At 37.5% G+C, this 15,619-nt stretch carries 22 protein-coding genes; 10 read left to right on the forward strand and 12 right to left on the reverse strand.

Translation table 11 applies throughout. The features are described 5' to 3' along the window. Positions 1-30: 30 nt before the first annotated feature. A complete protein-coding gene (locus PB1_RS10785; protein ID WP_004436433.1) occupies positions 31-267 on the reverse strand; it encodes a hypothetical protein in 237 nt (78 codons plus the stop codon). Between the two features lie 303 nt (positions 268-570). Here PB1_RS10785 and PB1_RS10790 point away from each other — a divergent pair, with 303 nt between their 5' ends. The 6 genes from PB1_RS10790 (at position 571) to PB1_RS10815 (ending at position 4,494) form a co-directional block, all read left to right on the forward strand. Next, on the forward strand, positions 571-774 hold the full coding sequence (locus PB1_RS10790; RefSeq protein WP_004436435.1) for a DUF1657 domain-containing protein: 204 nt from the start codon (positions 571-573) through the stop codon (positions 772-774). A 170-nt stretch (positions 775-944) separates the two neighbouring features. Beyond that, complete coding sequence (locus PB1_RS10795; protein ID WP_004436437.1) at positions 945-1,151, forward strand: DUF1657 domain-containing protein; 207 nt, start codon at positions 945-947, stop codon at positions 1,149-1,151. Between the two features lie 20 nt (positions 1,152-1,171). Then, on the forward strand, positions 1,172-2,041 hold the full coding sequence (locus PB1_RS10800; protein ID WP_004436439.1) for a DUF421 domain-containing protein: 870 nt from the start codon (positions 1,172-1,174) through the stop codon (positions 2,039-2,041). 161 nt (positions 2,042-2,202) lie between these two features. Next, positions 2,203-3,048, forward strand: a complete 846-nt coding sequence (locus tag PB1_RS10805) for an amino acid ABC transporter substrate-binding protein (protein ID WP_004436440.1) — start codon at positions 2,203-2,205, stop codon at positions 3,046-3,048. Next, positions 3,035-3,736 (forward strand): amino acid ABC transporter permease, encoded by a 702-nt coding sequence (locus PB1_RS10810; RefSeq protein ID WP_004436443.1) that lies wholly within the window; start codon positions 3,035-3,037, stop codon positions 3,734-3,736. The genes PB1_RS10805 and PB1_RS10810 overlap by 14 nt, the downstream gene beginning before the upstream one ends. A gap of 20 nt (positions 3,737-3,756) precedes the next feature. Then, positions 3,757-4,494: an amino acid ABC transporter ATP-binding protein gene (locus PB1_RS10815; RefSeq protein WP_004436444.1), complete on the forward strand. Its 738-nt coding sequence runs from the start codon at positions 3,757-3,759 to the stop codon at positions 4,492-4,494. Positions 4,495-4,786: 292 nt separating this feature from the next. On the opposite strand, the gene PB1_RS10820 is transcribed toward PB1_RS10815, so the two are convergent. The 7 genes from PB1_RS10820 to PB1_RS10845 all read right to left on the reverse strand — a co-directional run bounded on the left by PB1_RS10820 (position 4,787) and on the right by PB1_RS10845 (position 8,553). After that, a complete protein-coding gene (locus tag PB1_RS10820) occupies positions 4,787-5,125 on the reverse strand; it encodes a YrdB family protein (protein WP_004436446.1) in 339 nt (112 codons plus the stop codon). Positions 5,126-5,148: 23 nt separating this feature from the next. Continuing rightward, complete coding sequence (locus PB1_RS10825) at positions 5,149-5,730, reverse strand: TetR/AcrR family transcriptional regulator (protein WP_004436448.1); 582 nt, start codon at positions 5,728-5,730, stop codon at positions 5,149-5,151. 65 nt (positions 5,731-5,795) lie between these two features. Next, on the reverse strand, positions 5,796-6,506 hold the full coding sequence (locus PB1_RS10830; RefSeq protein ID WP_004436450.1) for an MBL fold metallo-hydrolase: 711 nt from the start codon (positions 6,504-6,506) through the stop codon (positions 5,796-5,798). Positions 6,507-6,902: 396 nt separating this feature from the next. After that, entirely contained in the window at positions 6,903-7,121 is a 219-nt protein-coding gene (locus PB1_RS10835) for a tautomerase family protein (RefSeq protein ID WP_004436452.1), read from the reverse strand. A gap of 185 nt (positions 7,122-7,306) precedes the next feature. Continuing rightward, complete coding sequence (locus PB1_RS10840) at positions 7,307-7,870, reverse strand: methylated-DNA--[protein]-cysteine S-methyltransferase (RefSeq protein WP_004436454.1); 564 nt, start codon at positions 7,868-7,870, stop codon at positions 7,307-7,309. 3 nt (positions 7,871-7,873) lie between these two features. After that, complete coding sequence (locus PB1_RS17030; protein ID WP_238533128.1) at positions 7,874-8,074, reverse strand: helix-turn-helix domain-containing protein; 201 nt, start codon at positions 8,072-8,074, stop codon at positions 7,874-7,876. Between the two features lie 290 nt (positions 8,075-8,364). Further along, positions 8,365-8,553, reverse strand: a complete 189-nt coding sequence (locus tag PB1_RS10845; protein WP_004436456.1) for a hypothetical protein — start codon at positions 8,551-8,553, stop codon at positions 8,365-8,367. A gap of 243 nt (positions 8,554-8,796) precedes the next feature. Here PB1_RS10845 and PB1_RS10850 point away from each other — a divergent pair, with 243 nt between their 5' ends. The 3 genes from PB1_RS10850 (at position 8,797) to PB1_RS10860 (ending at position 10,874) form a co-directional block, all read left to right on the forward strand. Beyond that, on the forward strand, positions 8,797-9,372 hold the full coding sequence (locus PB1_RS10850) for a GNAT family N-acetyltransferase (protein WP_004436458.1): 576 nt from the start codon (positions 8,797-8,799) through the stop codon (positions 9,370-9,372). Between the two features lie 240 nt (positions 9,373-9,612). After that, positions 9,613-10,356: a thermonuclease family protein gene (locus tag PB1_RS10855; RefSeq protein ID WP_004436461.1), complete on the forward strand. Its 744-nt coding sequence runs from the start codon at positions 9,613-9,615 to the stop codon at positions 10,354-10,356. 53 nt (positions 10,357-10,409) lie between these two features. Further along, positions 10,410-10,874 carry an SgcJ/EcaC family oxidoreductase gene (locus PB1_RS10860; protein ID WP_004436463.1) on the forward strand — a complete coding sequence of 155 codons (465 nt, stop codon included), beginning with the start codon at positions 10,410-10,412 and terminating at the stop codon, positions 10,872-10,874. Between the two features lie 394 nt (positions 10,875-11,268). Here the strand turns inward: PB1_RS10860 and PB1_RS10870 are convergent, their stop codons facing one another. Both PB1_RS10870 and PB1_RS10875 read right to left on the reverse strand, forming a co-directional pair. Continuing rightward, positions 11,269-12,342, reverse strand: a complete 1,074-nt coding sequence (locus tag PB1_RS10870; RefSeq protein WP_004436467.1) for an acyl-CoA dehydrogenase family protein — start codon at positions 12,340-12,342, stop codon at positions 11,269-11,271. Between the two features lie 180 nt (positions 12,343-12,522). Further along, positions 12,523-13,056, reverse strand: a complete 534-nt coding sequence (locus PB1_RS10875; protein WP_004436468.1) for a DUF4242 domain-containing protein — start codon at positions 13,054-13,056, stop codon at positions 12,523-12,525. 211 nt (positions 13,057-13,267) lie between these two features. Between PB1_RS10875 and PB1_RS10880 the strand changes: the two genes are divergently transcribed. Further along, complete coding sequence (locus PB1_RS10880) at positions 13,268-13,723, forward strand: winged helix-turn-helix transcriptional regulator (protein WP_004436470.1); 456 nt, start codon at positions 13,268-13,270, stop codon at positions 13,721-13,723. Positions 13,724-13,816: 93 nt separating this feature from the next. Here PB1_RS10880 and PB1_RS10885 read toward each other — a convergent pair whose 3' ends face one another. Together PB1_RS10885 and PB1_RS10890 are read right to left on the reverse strand one after the other, a co-directional pair. Continuing rightward, positions 13,817-14,590 (reverse strand): ABC transporter permease, encoded by a 774-nt coding sequence (locus PB1_RS10885; RefSeq protein WP_034645565.1) that lies wholly within the window; start codon positions 14,588-14,590, stop codon positions 13,817-13,819. A 4-nt stretch (positions 14,591-14,594) separates the two neighbouring features. After that, complete coding sequence (locus PB1_RS10890) at positions 14,595-15,569, reverse strand: ABC transporter substrate-binding protein (protein ID WP_004436473.1); 975 nt, start codon at positions 15,567-15,569, stop codon at positions 14,595-14,597. Positions 15,570-15,619: the final 50 nt, after the last annotated feature.

Consider the following 15,619-nt stretch of genomic DNA (forward strand, 5'->3'; position numbering starts at 1 on the left):
CCCCAAAATGAAAAGCCGGGGGAACCCGGCTTACAGTAAATCTATTAAATTTATATATAATTGTTGATTGGATTTTGAAATCCGTTTTTCTTTTAATGAAGATTCAATCAGTTCTTTCGTTTCAAGCGGGAATTCGGCATGGCCGCAGCTCATGCATTTCTGATAAGCGGCGCCTGTAACAAATACTTCAATTCCGTCATCTGTCGTAAAAACATAATTCTCATTACTATTAGAAAAAAGATGCTTGCAGTTTTTCACCTCTATCATGAAAGAGATCCCTCCGGAAGATATGGATGTCTTTATTATAATACAAATTTTCCGAATTTTCATATGACAATTTTAAGAACTTTTTCAGACGATACGGCTTCATTCTGATTTAGTTAACATAATAATATTATGATTACTTTCGTAAACAAAAAAATGAACCTTTTCTTTATCTCGCGGTATCTTTTTACCCTTGCATTTCTTAACACCAGGAAATTCCGTTTTTAAAAAATACATAAGAAATTTAAGAAAAGACATACTACGTTTTGTAACAAATACTTAAAACGAAGAAAGAAGGGTTGCAATATGACAGTAGGAAATCAATTGAAGCAAACAATAGCAGGATTAAAAAGTGCACAAGCAAGTTTTGAAACATTTGCCCTCGGTACAGATAACAAAAATGCAAAGCAATTGTATCAAAGTGCCGCAAAGCAAACTCAATCCATCATTGACAGTATTGAACCGCGCCTTCAGGAAATTATTCAGGAAGAGCCTCAATACAATCAGTAAAAAAATGAGGCTGACGGGTCAGACCCCTCCAATACATCATATAGAGAAACATAAATAAAACTATTTTATATTGTCATGTCGGAGGGAGTCAGACCCTTATGAGTCAGCCTCCCTTTTCATTATAGATTTATGATCTTAAGTTATCATGAAATAGATAGGAAGATGAAACGATGACTATCGCTTCAAACGTTAACCAATTGCTCGCAACTTTAAGAGGCATTGAAACCCAATTATCAAATTTTGCATTAAATTCTCAAGACGAAAAGGCACAGCGGGTTTTTCATGAATGCATGTTAGTGATGCAAGAAGTGAAAAACGATTTAGAGATCCGAAAAAATGAAATTGAATTTGAAGAGCCTCAATACAAAAATTCCTGATCCGGGGGAGGTAAAAAACAGTGCCGGAGTGGCTGGAAATTATTATACGTTCCATCTTATTTCTTACGATTTTATTTTTATTGACAAAAATAATCGGAAAAAAGCAAATTTCAGAACTGTCGTTTTTTGAATATGTTTCCGGAATTACGATCGGAAGCATTGCCGGAGAAGTCATTATGGGCCTCGAAGATAGCATGTTTTATGGAATGATTGGTATCCTCACTTTTGGTATCACAACATTTGCTGTGGATTATTTCGCATTAAAAAGCAAAAAATTTCGCGACATTGTTGAAGGAAAAAGCACTGTTCTTATCCAAGACGGAAAGATACTCGAAGATAATTTAAAGAAAGAAAAATATACGATTGACGATATGTCGGCTTTGCTTCGGCAGAAAGATGTGTTTAATGTCGCTGATGTTGAATTTGCTGTGTTAGAACCAAATGGGGAATTAAGTGTACTATTGAAAAAAGAAAATCAGCCGCTTACACCTAAAGACGTTAATTTGCAGGTTGCTCAAGAAAAAGTGCCTCAAACGGTAATAATGGACGGTCAAATACTGGATGACGCTCTTTCGTCCGCAGGTAAAACACGAAAATGGCTTAACATTGAATTAGAGAAATTGGGAGTTCTTCTTGAAAATGTATTTATGGCTCAAGTTGATTCTTACGGGGAATTAACTGTTGATATTTTTGATGACAAAATCAACGTACCCTCCCCTCAAGCGCGTCCGCTATTACTTGCTATGATCAAAAAAGCACAAGCAGATCTCGAGCTTTTCGCTCTTGAAACCGATTCTGAAAAAGCAAAAAAAATGTACAGGAAAAATGCTGAAAAACTGAAAATCACGATGGAAAAACTAACACCTTATTTAAGCGAACCATTACAATAAAAAGCTCACCTGGAAAAGTGAGCTTTTTTCGTGCCGAGAATGTATAATTTTTTTGGTTTTAATTGGACATGTTAACAATGGAAAACATTCTTTGACAGCAAATGTTCCTTATACTATAATATCAAATGCCGATTAAAAAGATAAGAATTGGGGGAAAAAACTTGAAAAAAATATTATTGTTTTTGGTCTTATTATTAAGTTTTGCTCTTTCATTAGCTGGATGCGGGACAGCTAATGACAATGCGAATGAAAATCAAAAAACGGCAGAAAATAACACTGCTGGCGGCGGTGGAACAAAAGACGGTGACTTGCTGGCCAAAGTGAAAGAGGAAGGAAAATTATTGATTGGGACAGAAGGAACTTATCCCCCTTTCACTTTTCATGATAAAAATGGCGAGCTTACCGGATTTGACGTCGAAATTGCCAAAGAAGTCGCAAAACGCCTCGGTGTGAAGCCTGTTTTTATGGAAACTCAATGGGATGCCATGTTTGCAGGATTAGATTCAAAACGATTTGATATGATTGCAAATCAAGTCGGAATTCGGCCTGACCGTCAGGAAAAATATAATTTTTCAGACCCGTATATTACATCCGCTGCTGTTCTTATTACACATCAAGACAATAATAAAGTAAAAAGTTTTGAAGATATAAAAGGATTAAAGTCAGCACAGTCCTTGACCAGCAATTATGCAGACCTTGCCAAGTCATATGGAGCCGAACTTGTCGGGGTTGAGGGATTCAATCAGGCAATTGAATTGCTGAATTCCAAACGGGTTGATGTAACGATCAATGATAAGCTTTCCTTTTTAGATTTTAAAAAGCACAAACCAAATGCACCGATCAAAATTGTTGCGACACATAAAGATGCCTCCCAGAGCGGATTAATGTTTAGAAAAGGCAGCGATCCACTTGTAAAAGAAGTAAACAAAGCGTTGCAAGAGATGATTACAGATGGCACATACTTAAAAATTTCCGAGAAATGGTTTGGCGAAAATGTACTTAAATAGAATGATTGAGGATCCAGACAGAACATCAAGATTAATTGAGATTGCCCAAAGTTCCCTTCAGCCTTTACTGAAGGGAGCTATTTATTATACAGTTCCGCTTACACTGATTTCTTTTTTCATTGGATTAGTTTTAGCCATCCTAACAGCTCTTGCACGCATTTCCAGCATTAAACCGCTTCAGCTGATTGCCGGAGTGTATGTTTCTGCCATTCGCGGCACTCCTTTGTTGGTACAATTATTTATTATTTTTTATGGCCTTCCGACAATTGGAATTGTCATTGATCCACTCCCATCTGCGATAATCGGGTTTTCATTAAATGTCGGAGCTTATGCTTCGGAAATCATACGGGCCGCCATCTTATCGATTCCAAAAGGACAATGGGAAGCTGCATATTCAATTGGGATGACGTATTCACAGGCATTAAAGAGGATTATCCTCCCTCAGGCATCAAGGGTTTCGATACCGCCTTTGTCCAATACTTTCATTAGTTTGGTGAAAGATACATCTCTCGCATCTTTGATTCTCGTAACGGAGATGTTTAGAAAAGCCCAGGAAATCGCCTCAACGAACTATGAATTTTTGCTTCTTTACACAGAAGCCGCCATTATTTACTGGGTCATCTGCTTCTTCCTCTCGATTATACAAGGAAAAATTGAAGCACGGCTTGACCGTTATGTCTCAAGGTAATAAGGGAGGGAGATTACAAAATGATTGTAATAAACGGCTTATACAAACAATTCGACAAGCTTGAAGTATTAAAAGGTATTGATCTTGCAGTTGAGAAAGGGAAAGTTGTAGTGGTTATCGGTCCATCCGGTTCAGGAAAAACGACGCTCCTTCGTTGTTTAAATGTTTTAGAAATGCCGACAAAAGGTTCAATTACAATTGAAAATCAGAAAATGGACTTTTCAAAGCCTGTTTCAAAAAATATGATCGCCGCATTCAGGCGGTTAACCGGAATGGTTTTTCAAAGCTATAATCTCTTTCCACATATGACAGCTTTGGAAAATGTGATGGAAGGGCCAATCACTGTTAAAAAACAATCGAAAGAATCTGCCAGAAAAAAAGCAGAACAATTGTTAACAAAGGTAGGTCTTGGAGATAAATTAAATGATTACCCTTACCAGCTTTCAGGCGGCCAGCAGCAGCGCGTCGGCATTGCCAGAGCACTTGCCATGGAGCCAAAGGTAATGCTTTTTGATGAACCTACCTCGGCTCTCGACCCGGAACTTGTCGGTGAAGTTTTGAAAGTTATGAAGGACCTTGCCAACGAAGGAATGACAATGGTAGTCGTTACACATGAAATGCGGTTTGCCCAAGAGGTCGCTGATGAAGTTATTTTCATGGACGGCGGTGTTATCATTGAAAGAGGAAAACCGGAGGATATTTTTACAAACCCGAAAGAAGAACGGACAAGACAGTTTTTGAATTTAATTCAGAAGTAATGAGAATCGGGATTATCAAAGGTAACTTTAATGATGAAGAGGCTGTCTCATAAGGGTCTGACCTCATATGCATTTATCAATATATAGCACATTTATCCAACATTATGTCCTATATACTGTGTTATGTGGTCTGACCCTTAGGCTTTTTATACGAAAATGTCCGGTAAAAAGCAAAAAAAAGCAACGACCTTTGACCCGCTAATTTCATTAATAAATTGCAGGTCAAAGGTCGAAAACATTTTCATTCATCGTGGTGGCTGATATGCCATGGAGGTTTGAGACAGCCTCTTGTTTATTGTTTCCAGTAAAACATTAACAAGCTATTAATGATAACTAACAAAATGAATGTACGTGCCAAATTAGTATGACCGCTTGCAAACAAAGCTGCTGCTGCCGTACCGTAAATGACGAACTCCAACAGAAATCGTAATGGTTCAGAAAGCTCCATTGAGGAACCGGGAGCGCCAAATGTTGACCAAATTAAGGCTGCCAAAAGAGGAGTACCTGCTCCAAGCCCTATTTTTAAAATTGGGCTTTTCCCTGCTTGATATCCCCAATATGCCAATGCAGCCAGCGCGCATAATTCAAGTACAAATCTGAGCGCAAGATTTAATAATTTTATTACGGCCATTAAACTCACTTCCCTTTTATTGTCTATTCCTCTCCGTTTTGCTTCATGACATGAATTCCGGCTAGAAAGGCTTGGATCAGCAGGCTCAAGCTTTTATCCAGACTTAGTGGAAGACCAAAGCCCCCTCTTTGTTCCAAAGAAGCAAATCCATGCAAAATACTCCGCAGTCCCCTTACAGCATGAAGAGCTGCATCATCTTTCAAGCCATAAACACTTAACACACGCGTGGCGAGATCAACAATTTTTTGACCGGCTTGCTGAACATCTTGATCAGCCGGATCAGGTGCCAGCAATGTTGCTTCATATAAACCGGGATGTGTGCGTGCAAAATCGACATAAGCGATCCCTAGTCGATAGACCGCTTCATCTCCGGATCTTCCAATGGCTGCATATGACAATTTTTCATAAAGACGTTCTAAACCGTGAATAGCTAAATGTTTTCGCAAACCTGTTAATCCGTCAAAATGGTTATACAATGATGGTGGTCGTATGTTCAGTTTTTTTGCCAGTGATGCAAGTGTTACCGCCTCAATTCCTTCCTGATCTGCAATTTCTGCTGCATTCCGTAAAATAGTCGGCATGTCGAGACCTGTTCTCGGTGACATTGTTGCTATCTCCTTTCGATATATGATGAACGCTTCATGTATAGTTGTTTTCACCTATTTTCCATTTAAATGAAAATTTTTTCTGCTTCTGCTATTGCTGTTTTCATAGCTTCTTCCGGATGAACGATCATTCGGCCATGGCCTGTTGCCAGCAGAGTTGGCTTTAATTTTAGCAGCTTTCGGGCGCTTTCGAGAGCAATCATTTTATTCCATGTTCCCATCGCCGGAAACGGAAAAAGCGGCTGTACCTTCCCGGCAACGGCAATTCCCCCTTTTGTTTGAAAAGCATCACCTGCAATCAGGCTGTTATTTCTTGTGTCTAAGAAAGCCATGGAACCGGGTGTGTGCCCGGGAGAGCTGATCGCTAATAGTGATCCGATATGATCTCCGTCTTCAAGGAGAACATCTGCACGAGTTGTCTTCAAGTTTTGAGGAACACCGCCACGGATGGGAGTATTCGGTTCTGCGGGATCTAAAGATTTATCCCCTGTCAGTAAACGGGCATCTCTTTTAGAAATATATACTTTTGCATTTGGAAGAGCATTTTTTAATCCATCAAGAGCACCAACATGGTCTTCATGCGCATGGGTTAAAATAATTCGCGCAATTGGTTTCCCAATTAATGAAGCAGATCTTAAAATGCCTTTCACGCTGAAAGGAAGCGCTGCATCAATAAGCGTTAAATCTTTTTCCTCTTCAATCAAATAGCAATTTACAGGAAAAAAGCCGGGTAAAAATGTCAATTGGTAAACAGTTTTTTCCTTTGTTACTTTCATAGCCACTCCCCGCTCCTTTTAAACTAATAACGTTAGTTTAATAATAACTAATGTTATTAGTTTAATGCAACATATATTTCTGCTTTTTGAAAAATAATTAAGATGATACAAATGGAAAAAAGCTGATCCAAATTTATACACGAATTCGGATCAGCTTTAATTTTCATACAGTTTTATATTTTCTTATTCAATTATACAATTTCAGTTTAAATCTCTTTCTGTCGACAGAATAGTTCAATATGAAAATACAAGCATTGCCAATCTCTATTTTGGTGAAAAATCTTTTTTTATAAATAATCGCGAAGTTACCTAATATCCACTTAAATTGTTGATTGTTTTTTAATTTAGCTATTTCGTTAACTTGGTTTTTTTATTGAACAAGATGACAGAAGATAATTATTCAGCCCCTATCTTCCCGTAGCCTTCACCAAATTTTATGGAGTGAAGTGTGCCACCAGATGCCCAACTTTCTCTTTCATATTCATCGAAGACTACTGTAACCCATTCTTCTTTCACATTTAGTATTTCAGCAGATGCTTTTGTTATTGCTTCAACGAACTTTTGTTTTTGTTCTACAGTTCGCCCTTTAGCCATCTTTACGTTAATAAAAGGCATCGAACAACAACTCCTCTAAACCGTTTTTGAATTTATAATTTGTAATGAAGGTTGCTTTCTTATACGTTTCCAGCAAAATTGTTTGTATCCACAGTTTTTTCCGTTTTGATTGTTCAGTTTCTAAAAGAGGAATTAGAACAAATAGTTGTCAATATACTTCGTCGCAACGCAGTAATACGTTCAATTTACACAGTAATGCTATTGGGCAGCAGAAGTCTCCTTTTTATAAGCGACCTTTCACTTTCCAGCTGCAGCAGGTGCTTCTTCATCTCCAATCCGCCCCGATAACCTGTTAGTGTTCCATTTTTACCGATAACCCGATGACAAGGTATCATAATTAATAATGGATTAGCACCAATAGCTGCTCCAACAGCGCGTACCGAAGACGGTTTTTGAATATGAGCTGCGATTTCCGAGTAAGATTTGGTTTGTCCATACGGAATTTCGCGCAATGCGTTCCACACTGATAACTGAAATGGTGTACCGAATAAATCAAGAGGCTGTACAAAGGTCTTGCGCTGCCCACGTAAGTATTCTGTTAATTCATCTGCATAAGGCTGCAATTTCTCATCATCCTGCAGCAACACACTATTCGGCAAGAGTTTCTTTACCCAATTGGACAACTCTTCAAATGGCTTATTAGGGGAACCTACGTAACAAAGCCCTTTTGATGTCGCAGTTATATACATTTGCCATTGTTCATACAAAAACATAGTCCAAAAAACGATTTGACTATTTTTTGACAACACTATTTAACACCTCCGTCGTTGTTTATTGCTAATTAATTGTCGATAATCGACAGGCGTATAACCCGTTTTTTTCTTAAACAACGTTATAAAATAAGCTGTATTGGGAATGCCTACTGCCAAGGAAATTTCTGAAATGGTTTTATCCGAAGTGTCAAGATATTGAATCGCTTTGGAAATTCGTACTTGTCGAATAAAATACAGCACATTTTTTGTTTTGGGAGCTCTATTTAAAGTCGTATTCTTTTATTGCCCTACAAAGTGATTATTTCCTCTAAAATTTCTCAAATTTTTTAGAAATTTGTTATTTCCACCAATAATCCATTAGGATTTTTACAAAAATAGTCGATTCATCATAGAACATGTGACAATGACCGACAATTCAAAACGGCATTTCCGACAAACTTTGAATTTTCCCTGCATCTTCTTACAAAAAACGCTAAAGCAAAAGTTTGAGTTTGTCTGATTCTGCGCTTTCCCAAGAAATAATTTGCAAATCATTTAAATTTTTCGGGATTCTCGACTTTCATTAATAAAATTAAGCCGCAGTTTGAACAAAAGTCTACAAGAACGTCCGAACCCGTGGAAAATTTCTTATTGATTGGCTGAACTCTCGCCTCGTACTGAAATTTTCCTTGGACAATCTCTTTATTTCCACAAGCTGAACATTCATTTATTGCTTTCATTAAAATCGCCTCCATTCACATTTAAATATTCTTTTTTAGTGCAGTTTTTTCCTTTTTGAATTTTTAAGATGATAAGGAAACTTAAATTAATTTCGCTGCAAAAATTTTGGCAGCCACTATTGCCGGCCTGCTTCCGGAAAGAATTAAATGAAAAACTATAAGCCTAAAATCTTGATATAGTTTGACAATAACACCAAAATCCTTTAACATAGCTGTTCAAATAAACATTTTTAGGAGGAAAAAATGAACTGGTACGAAAAACTGAGTCAATATTTTCCGATTGAAGAGATGAAGTCAGAGGAGCATATCGAGGCGCTCTTAAAAGAACGAGGAGATATTTACAATAAAGATGAAGGTCCCAATCACGTGATGATGTACGCCGAGTTTGATGATTTTATATTTATTGATTATTTATTTGTGTCCAAAAAATCAAGAGGACAGGGACTAGGCCGTCAATTGATTGAAAAACTCAAGAAGAAAGGCAAACCGATTATTTTAGAAGTGGAGCCGGTTGATTATGAAGACAGTGATACGGAAAAAAGACTCCGTTTTTATAAACGAGAAGGGTTTGAGCATGCTCAATCGATCGGATATCATCGTCGTTCGTTAGCGACAAACGAAGTCAATCAAATGGAAATCTTGTATTGGTCGCCAACGGAAGAAAGTGAAGAAAGCATATTCGAGAGAATGAAAAAGACATATCAAATGATTCATACGTATAAAGATAAAAAATGGTACGGGGAGTCGTATTTGCCCGCAGATAAAGCTTTAACTTTCGATGAAAATCGTAATGAACGTGACATATTAGCAGACATTTAAAGGGAAAGAACCGTTTCATAAGTTCAAAAAAGAGATGAAAATGTTTTAATCGAAAATAAACCATTCTTATTCTATAAATTTCTTTAGAAAAGGATGGTTTTTTGTATGTTCCAGACAGAAAAATAACAACAGCTGTTTTTGAAAAAGAAAAACACGAACATACTTACGTATTTGAAACAACATATGTTATGATGAATTTGTATAAAACTAGTTATAGTTATTTTCGAGGAAAGTGAAATAATGAAAAAAATACTCTTTTCTATTACAATCATTGGAATATTTTTAATCCTTGCGTCATGTTCAAACTCACGTGAATCGAAGCGAATTCAAGTTGAATTTAATGAGCTTTATGACGGTGATACAATAGGTGTCATTTATGATGGCAGACCTGAAACAGTCCGATTTTTACTTGTTGATACTCCCGAAACATCCCATCCCCGGCTTGGTGAACAACCTTATGGAAAGGAAGCGAAGATGTTTACGCGAGATTTAGTTGAAAAAGCCAAAACAATCGAGCTCGAATTTGATATCGGTCCGAACCGGGATAAATACGGCCGCTTGTTGGCATATGTGCATGTCGATGGAAAAATGATTCAAGAGGAGTTGTTAAAAAATGGTTTAGCCAGAGTGGCATATGTATACCCTCCTAACACACGATATGTAGATCAGTTCCGAGCCATACAAGAAAAAGCTCAACAAGAAGGCATTGGAATTTGGAAGATAGAAAACTACTCCCAAGAAGACGGGTTTCATCCTGAGATGTTTGATGAGGCTTCAGAAAATAGTGACAAGCAAGGCATAGAAGTACATAATGTCTCTCCAAAATCAAAACGAGGATGTAAAATAAAAGGGAACATTAGTTCAAATGGCGAAAAAATCTATCATACCCCTGATTCGCCATGGTATGAGCAAACGAAGCCGGAAGTTTGGTTCTGTACGGAAAAAGAAGCCGTTTTAGCCGGTTTTCGTTCTCCTGAAAAATAGATAAAATAATCTATAATTGCGTTTATTAATTACATGAAAGCGAGTGCTTAGAGATGGAAGTGTCAAAAAGCAGTTCAAAAGGACAAGAGACTGAGGTACGCGAACTCTATCAACAAATTATAGATGGCTGGAACAAGCGCGATGCAAATGCAATGGCTGAGCCGTTCGCTGAGGATGGAGAACTCATTGGATTCGATGGAAGCCAGGTCATAGGGAAGGAAGAGATCATTTCACATCTTGAACCAATCTTTGCCGACCACCCCACTGCTCCCTTCGTGGTAAAAATCAAAAACATACGTTTTTTGAGTCCGGAAGTTGCCGTCCTGCGTGCGATCGCAGGCATGGTGCCGCCAGGGCAGTCAGACATTAATCCAAAAGTAAACACGCATCACACACTCGTTGCTGCGAATCGCGACGGCAACTGGCAAGCCGTGCTCTTTCAGAATACACCGGCTCAGTTTCACGGAAGACCGGAGTTAGTCGAGCAAATGACTGATGAGCTTCGTCAGCTGCTTTAATATCATGCTATTTTATAGTCTTGTTGTGCTAACTTAATTAAAGGCGGGGTGAGTCTCCCTCACCCGCCTATTATTCTTTATTTGATCTTTGATAACAGCCAATCCGGATCCGTTTGAATTGATCCTTCAACATTTACTTAATTCGGGAATACTTGCCGGCTCATGAGAAACACTACAAATCAATCCAGGAAATCAAATTGTTATTTCTTATCTATTTCCCCAGATCTCTTTCTCCTTTCGCTGCCATTTGATCTTTGTTTGCATTCTTTTTCTTTGAGTTTTAAGACAAAGTAAAACGAGCGTTTTAATATGTTTTAAAACAAAAAAATTTTGAAACAGCTTGTTTAAAGTTTTCAATTCTATGGAAATTTGAATGCAAACAAGCCAATTTAATTCAAAAGACAAAGCTTTGTATCATTTTTTCCAAGTGTTTTACGGTAGGAGTTAAATTGGCAAGGAAATATGATTCTCTTAATCTTCGGGATGGATCACTTTTTTGTAAATAGCCTGCACCGCCATGATGCAGCATACCGGTTTGAACAGCTTTTAAAGTTAAATATACAACATCTAATCGAACCTGCAATAATTCTTTCCAATGTTTCCCCGGATCGGAAAATTCAGATAAATGATACACTTTTTCCTTGAGAGGGTTTACGTTACTCAATAACTCATCTGGTTGAATGTCTAAAAAATGATTGCATCCGCCTTGTTTGTTGCACACTTTTTCGATAGACTGGATGGAAGCTTCTATTACGCCAAGTCCTAAAGGTATTTGATAGAGTACAAAAGCAGGACGGATTTTTTTGACGAATTCGTCTGCCTGTTGCGCAATAATCCAGTCATCAGGGATAAACACATCATGAAATGAGCATGCGTAAGTAGCGCTTCCATTAACTCCTAAATACTCGAGCTTTTCTTTTAACTTTAGACCTTTTGCATGACATGGAACATATGCCATGATCCGTTCTTGCTCATTTACCGATGCAATGATTCCGAACCAATGATCATGTCCTAAATTGGACACGGACGGCAATTGGCCGGAAACAATATATCCTCCTGCAGTACGCTTCGCTTTTAAATGAAGAGATTCAATGCCGGCATAGTATTTCATCGGGTTAGACAAACCAGTTCCTCCGAGCAATTTTCCGTTTTCAAGCGAAGGTAAAAGTTCATTTTTCAAAAAAGGATTGCCGCTTTTCCGTAAATATGTTAATGAAGCTAAGTGGCACCATAAGTTAAACGCTGTCGTCATACATACTTTCGCGATCTCTTCGACTACACGCACTTCCCGGAAACGGAATTCTTTTTCATCTAAACCTTGTGAGCGCAAAAGACCGGATTTTCCAAGCTCCATTAAGAAATCGCGGGGATAATAGGCTTCGCAATCAATTTTTCTTACATAAGGCTTCAATAGATTTGCGATTAAATCTTCCAAAACCTTTATTTCTTTCAATTCCTTTATTGCCAACTTTGAATTCTCCTCTCTAACACTTAATTGGATAACCTAAACATGAAGGAGATTTCATTTTATCAATGAAAATCATCGATTGAAAGCTCCGGCAATGTGGTTCCGGAGCTTTCAGAAACTCTCATAATAACCTGCAGACTTTAACCGACAAACTTTTTTTATGATTCCAAACTAACTGATTTATTTTTGAGGTAAAATTTCTGTAATTGTATCAATTGGAGCTTTAACTGCTTCGCGAGCTTTTTTGACTGTTCTTTCATCGGGAGCATCGTAAAAGCATAGGCACTTTGTCATATCTTCGCATACATATGTTCTCGCGAATGAAACATCAGGTACTTCAGCATAGTGTACGGAGTTCGTTTTCTTTCTGTCCAGATATTGATCCATTGTCAAATTTTCAGGAAGATTCCATTCAACAAGGTAATTCACTGCATCTTTTTGTTTCTTTACTTCTTCTAAATCTTGGCCGACAAGCCGTACTTGTTTAATAAGAGTAATCGGAATCCCTAACTCTCTTAAACTATCATTTACAGTATTTCGATCTTCACTGTCGAAAATGAAAAATGCTCTTGAAAAGTCTTTTGATACTTGGATTTCAATGATACTCGCATTTTTCTTGCTGACAGCTTCTTGAATGTCAGAAACCTTTTTTTCAAAACTCTCCTTATCTTTTACTGCACCGTTTAAAATGGATTCCACTAAATAAAGCGTCATTTTGATTTCCTCCTTATTAAATCACATTTTGACCTTCCAATTAATCGATCGGGATTGTCCTGAAAGTTTTATGGACTTTCTTACTTTTCCGACCTAATTAATGGAATTTTGTTATTGTTAGTAATTTTATTACACTAAGTTCAAAAAAACAACCTTTAAAAAAAGAAATATGTTATTATTTAAAAAAATGTGATAATTGGAGGTTTTCTTTATGAAAAATACGTATCATTTGCCATGTAATATTGCTCAATCACTGAATATCATTGGTGATCGTTGGACTTTGTTAATTGTTCACGAGATATTGCTGGGACATACGACCTTTAACGAAATAAAAAAGTCATTGGACGGTATTTCCTCTAATCTTTTATCGGACCGTTTAAAATATTTGGAGGAAACCGGACTTGTCACTTCCACCCTTTACTCTGAACATCCGCCAAGATACAGATACACATTGACAGAAAGCGGGAAGGATCTGGAGGATGTCTTTAACGCTTTGATTCTTTGGGGAAGAAACCATTTGAAAAAATGCTACAAGAAAATCGTGCACCAATCGTGCCAGCATGAAATAGAAATCGCCTATTATTGCCCGCATTGTGAAAAAAATGTGGACGATCTCGTTGTTGCAGAGATTGAATTCAATGAACGCAAGCCGCTATCATCTTATTAAAGGATTACGTGTATTAGAGGCTGTCTCAAAGGGGGTCAGACCCCTATGAGACAGCCTCTTATTAATGTTTTACAAAACAGAGAGTATGAGCTATTAATTCGAAGCCGAACTTGACCGCCCACATTGCTTTTGGATCCATTTCTCAAATAATCCGATTGCCCTGTCCAGAATCAATCCGGAAACACCGATAAAGATAATTCCTGCTAATACAAGATCCAGTCTTAAAGAATTTCTGGCATCAACAATCAGATAACCCAGCCCCGACTGTGCACCAACCATTTCTCCGGCAACAAGGAATATCCATGCTGTACCCACTGCAATATGAAGACCATTCGCAATATACGGAAATGAAGCAGGAAAAATGATTTTTCTCAATAATTGAGATTGTTTAATTTCAAAATTCTGTGCAACTTTCAAATACATCTTATCTACTTTTCTCACAGCTGAAACAGTGGAAAGTAAAACTGGAAAAAATGCAGCAATAAAAATGATGACAATTGCCGGTATATCACCGATTCCGAACCACAGAACTATAAAAGGAGACCATGCAATAGGCGAAACCGGCCTCAACACTTGCGCAATAGGATCAAGAATATCCCACAATTTCTTGAGCCGTCCTAAAATTAACCCTAATACAACTGCTGTAACAACAGCTAAGAGATATCCAATCAAAAATCTCATTAAACTTACTTGAAAATGAATGAAAATAGTTCCATCTTTAATGAGCGTTAAAATGCCTTCCCACACTTTTAAAGGAGATGGAAAGAGAACCTCGTCATATTTTCCAATAAAAATAAGCGCTTGCCATACAGCAATTAATAACACTAACCCTATCAAGACATTGAATAGTTTTTTCAATTTATCCATTTGATCACATCGCTTTATCAATTAATGAATTATCAACAAACTCCTCATAGGTTGGAGGATTTTTTGACAGGCCTGTTTCGTTCATGTACTTTCTCAATTCCTCATATGAGCTTTCGTTCAATCTTAAATCATCATATGAAATCCATTGGAATGATAAATCCAATACCTTTTTATCCACTTTCATATATTTTGAAGAAATTTTATGAGTGCGTTCATCTTTCAACTCAGCCATTTCTCCCCCTTTTATATATTCATTCACTAACTCTTGAGCAGCTTTATTCTCTTTTCGAATAAATTCATTTCTTAAAACGAGGGCACAGCACACGGAATTTACCCATAAATCTTGGGATTGGAACAGTACTTTTCCTTTATCCTTAGCAACGGACAAGGCACCAAATGGCTCTGCCACGACATAACCGGAAATTCTGCCTTCGGAAAGAGCTGCCGGCATTTCTGCAGGCGGAAGTTCAATCACATTCACATCATCGTATTGAAGCCCTGCTTTTTTAAGCATTTGATAGAGTAATATATTATGAGTAGAAAATTTGTGAGGGATGGCAAAATTTTTTCCTTTTAGGTCCTCCACACGATTGATATCTTTTGAAGTTACGAGAACATTTCCATCTCTATGCCCCAATGCTACTGCTTTTAAATCAATCCCTTGTTCTTTTGCTTTCATCGCAAGTTGTACAAGAACAGAAGCTCCATCAATCCTTCCTGTATTCAGAGCGTCCATTAATTCAGGCCACGATCCAAATTTCACAAGTTCAAGCTTGATATTTTTAAAGTTTTTCTTGCCCGTCTCTTCTTCGATGTACAATGGCAATGCATGAGTGATCGGCAAGTACCCTATTTTAATTGTACGTTTCCCGCCGCCGCTGCTTCCCGAAGATAATTGATTTGACCCGCAGGCTGAAAGAATAATAAGGTTCATTATGAGCAATGATAAAGCAAAAGCTCTCATTAATTTTTTCTTCATTGAAATAACCCCCTTTTTATAAAAAAAATTGTCCAACCGATATGATAAAA

This window comes from Bacillus methanolicus PB1 (assembly GCF_000262755.1).
Classification (GTDB): Bacteria; Bacillota; Bacilli; order Bacillales; family Cytobacillaceae; genus Bacillus_Z; species Bacillus_Z methanolicus.

Excerpts from the sequence above, each read along its gene's own strand:
- PB1_RS10785 (WP_004436433.1), bottom strand. The coding sequence starts at position 267 with ATGATAGAGGTGAAAAACTGCAAGCATCTTTTTTCTAATAGTAATGAG.
- PB1_RS10790 (WP_004436435.1), top strand. The coding sequence starts at position 571 with ATGACAGTAGGAAATCAATTGAAGCAAACAATAGCAGGATTAAAAAGT.
- PB1_RS10795 (WP_004436437.1), top strand. The coding sequence starts at position 945 with ATGACTATCGCTTCAAACGTTAACCAATTGCTCGCAACTTTAAGAGGC.
- PB1_RS10810 (WP_004436443.1), top strand. The coding sequence starts at position 3,035 with ATGTACTTAAATAGAATGATTGAGGATCCAGACAGAACATCAAGATTA.
- PB1_RS10815 (WP_004436444.1), top strand. The coding sequence starts at position 3,757 with ATGATTGTAATAAACGGCTTATACAAACAATTCGACAAGCTTGAAGTA.
- PB1_RS10820 (WP_004436446.1), bottom strand. The coding sequence starts at position 5,125 with ATGGCCGTAATAAAATTATTAAATCTTGCGCTCAGATTTGTACTTGAA.
- PB1_RS10825 (WP_004436448.1), bottom strand. The coding sequence starts at position 5,730 with ATGTCACCGAGAACAGGTCTCGACATGCCGACTATTTTACGGAATGCA.
- PB1_RS10830 (WP_004436450.1), bottom strand. The coding sequence starts at position 6,506 with ATGAAAGTAACAAAGGAAAAAACTGTTTACCAATTGACATTTTTACCC.
- PB1_RS10835 (WP_004436452.1), bottom strand. The coding sequence starts at position 7,121 with ATGCCTTTTATTAACGTAAAGATGGCTAAAGGGCGAACTGTAGAACAA.
- PB1_RS10845 (WP_004436456.1), bottom strand. The coding sequence starts at position 8,553 with ATGAAAGCAATAAATGAATGTTCAGCTTGTGGAAATAAAGAGATTGTC.
- PB1_RS10850 (WP_004436458.1), top strand. The coding sequence starts at position 8,797 with ATGAACTGGTACGAAAAACTGAGTCAATATTTTCCGATTGAAGAGATG.
- PB1_RS10855 (WP_004436461.1), top strand. The coding sequence starts at position 9,613 with ATGAAAAAAATACTCTTTTCTATTACAATCATTGGAATATTTTTAATC.
- PB1_RS10860 (WP_004436463.1), top strand. The coding sequence starts at position 10,410 with ATGGAAGTGTCAAAAAGCAGTTCAAAAGGACAAGAGACTGAGGTACGC.
- PB1_RS10875 (WP_004436468.1), bottom strand. The coding sequence starts at position 13,056 with ATGACGCTTTATTTAGTGGAATCCATTTTAAACGGTGCAGTAAAAGAT.
- PB1_RS10880 (WP_004436470.1), top strand. The coding sequence starts at position 13,268 with ATGAAAAATACGTATCATTTGCCATGTAATATTGCTCAATCACTGAAT.
- PB1_RS10885 (WP_034645565.1), bottom strand. The coding sequence starts at position 14,590 with ATGGATAAATTGAAAAAACTATTCAATGTCTTGATAGGGTTAGTGTTA.
- PB1_RS10890 (WP_004436473.1), bottom strand. The coding sequence starts at position 15,569 with ATGAAGAAAAAATTAATGAGAGCTTTTGCTTTATCATTGCTCATAATG.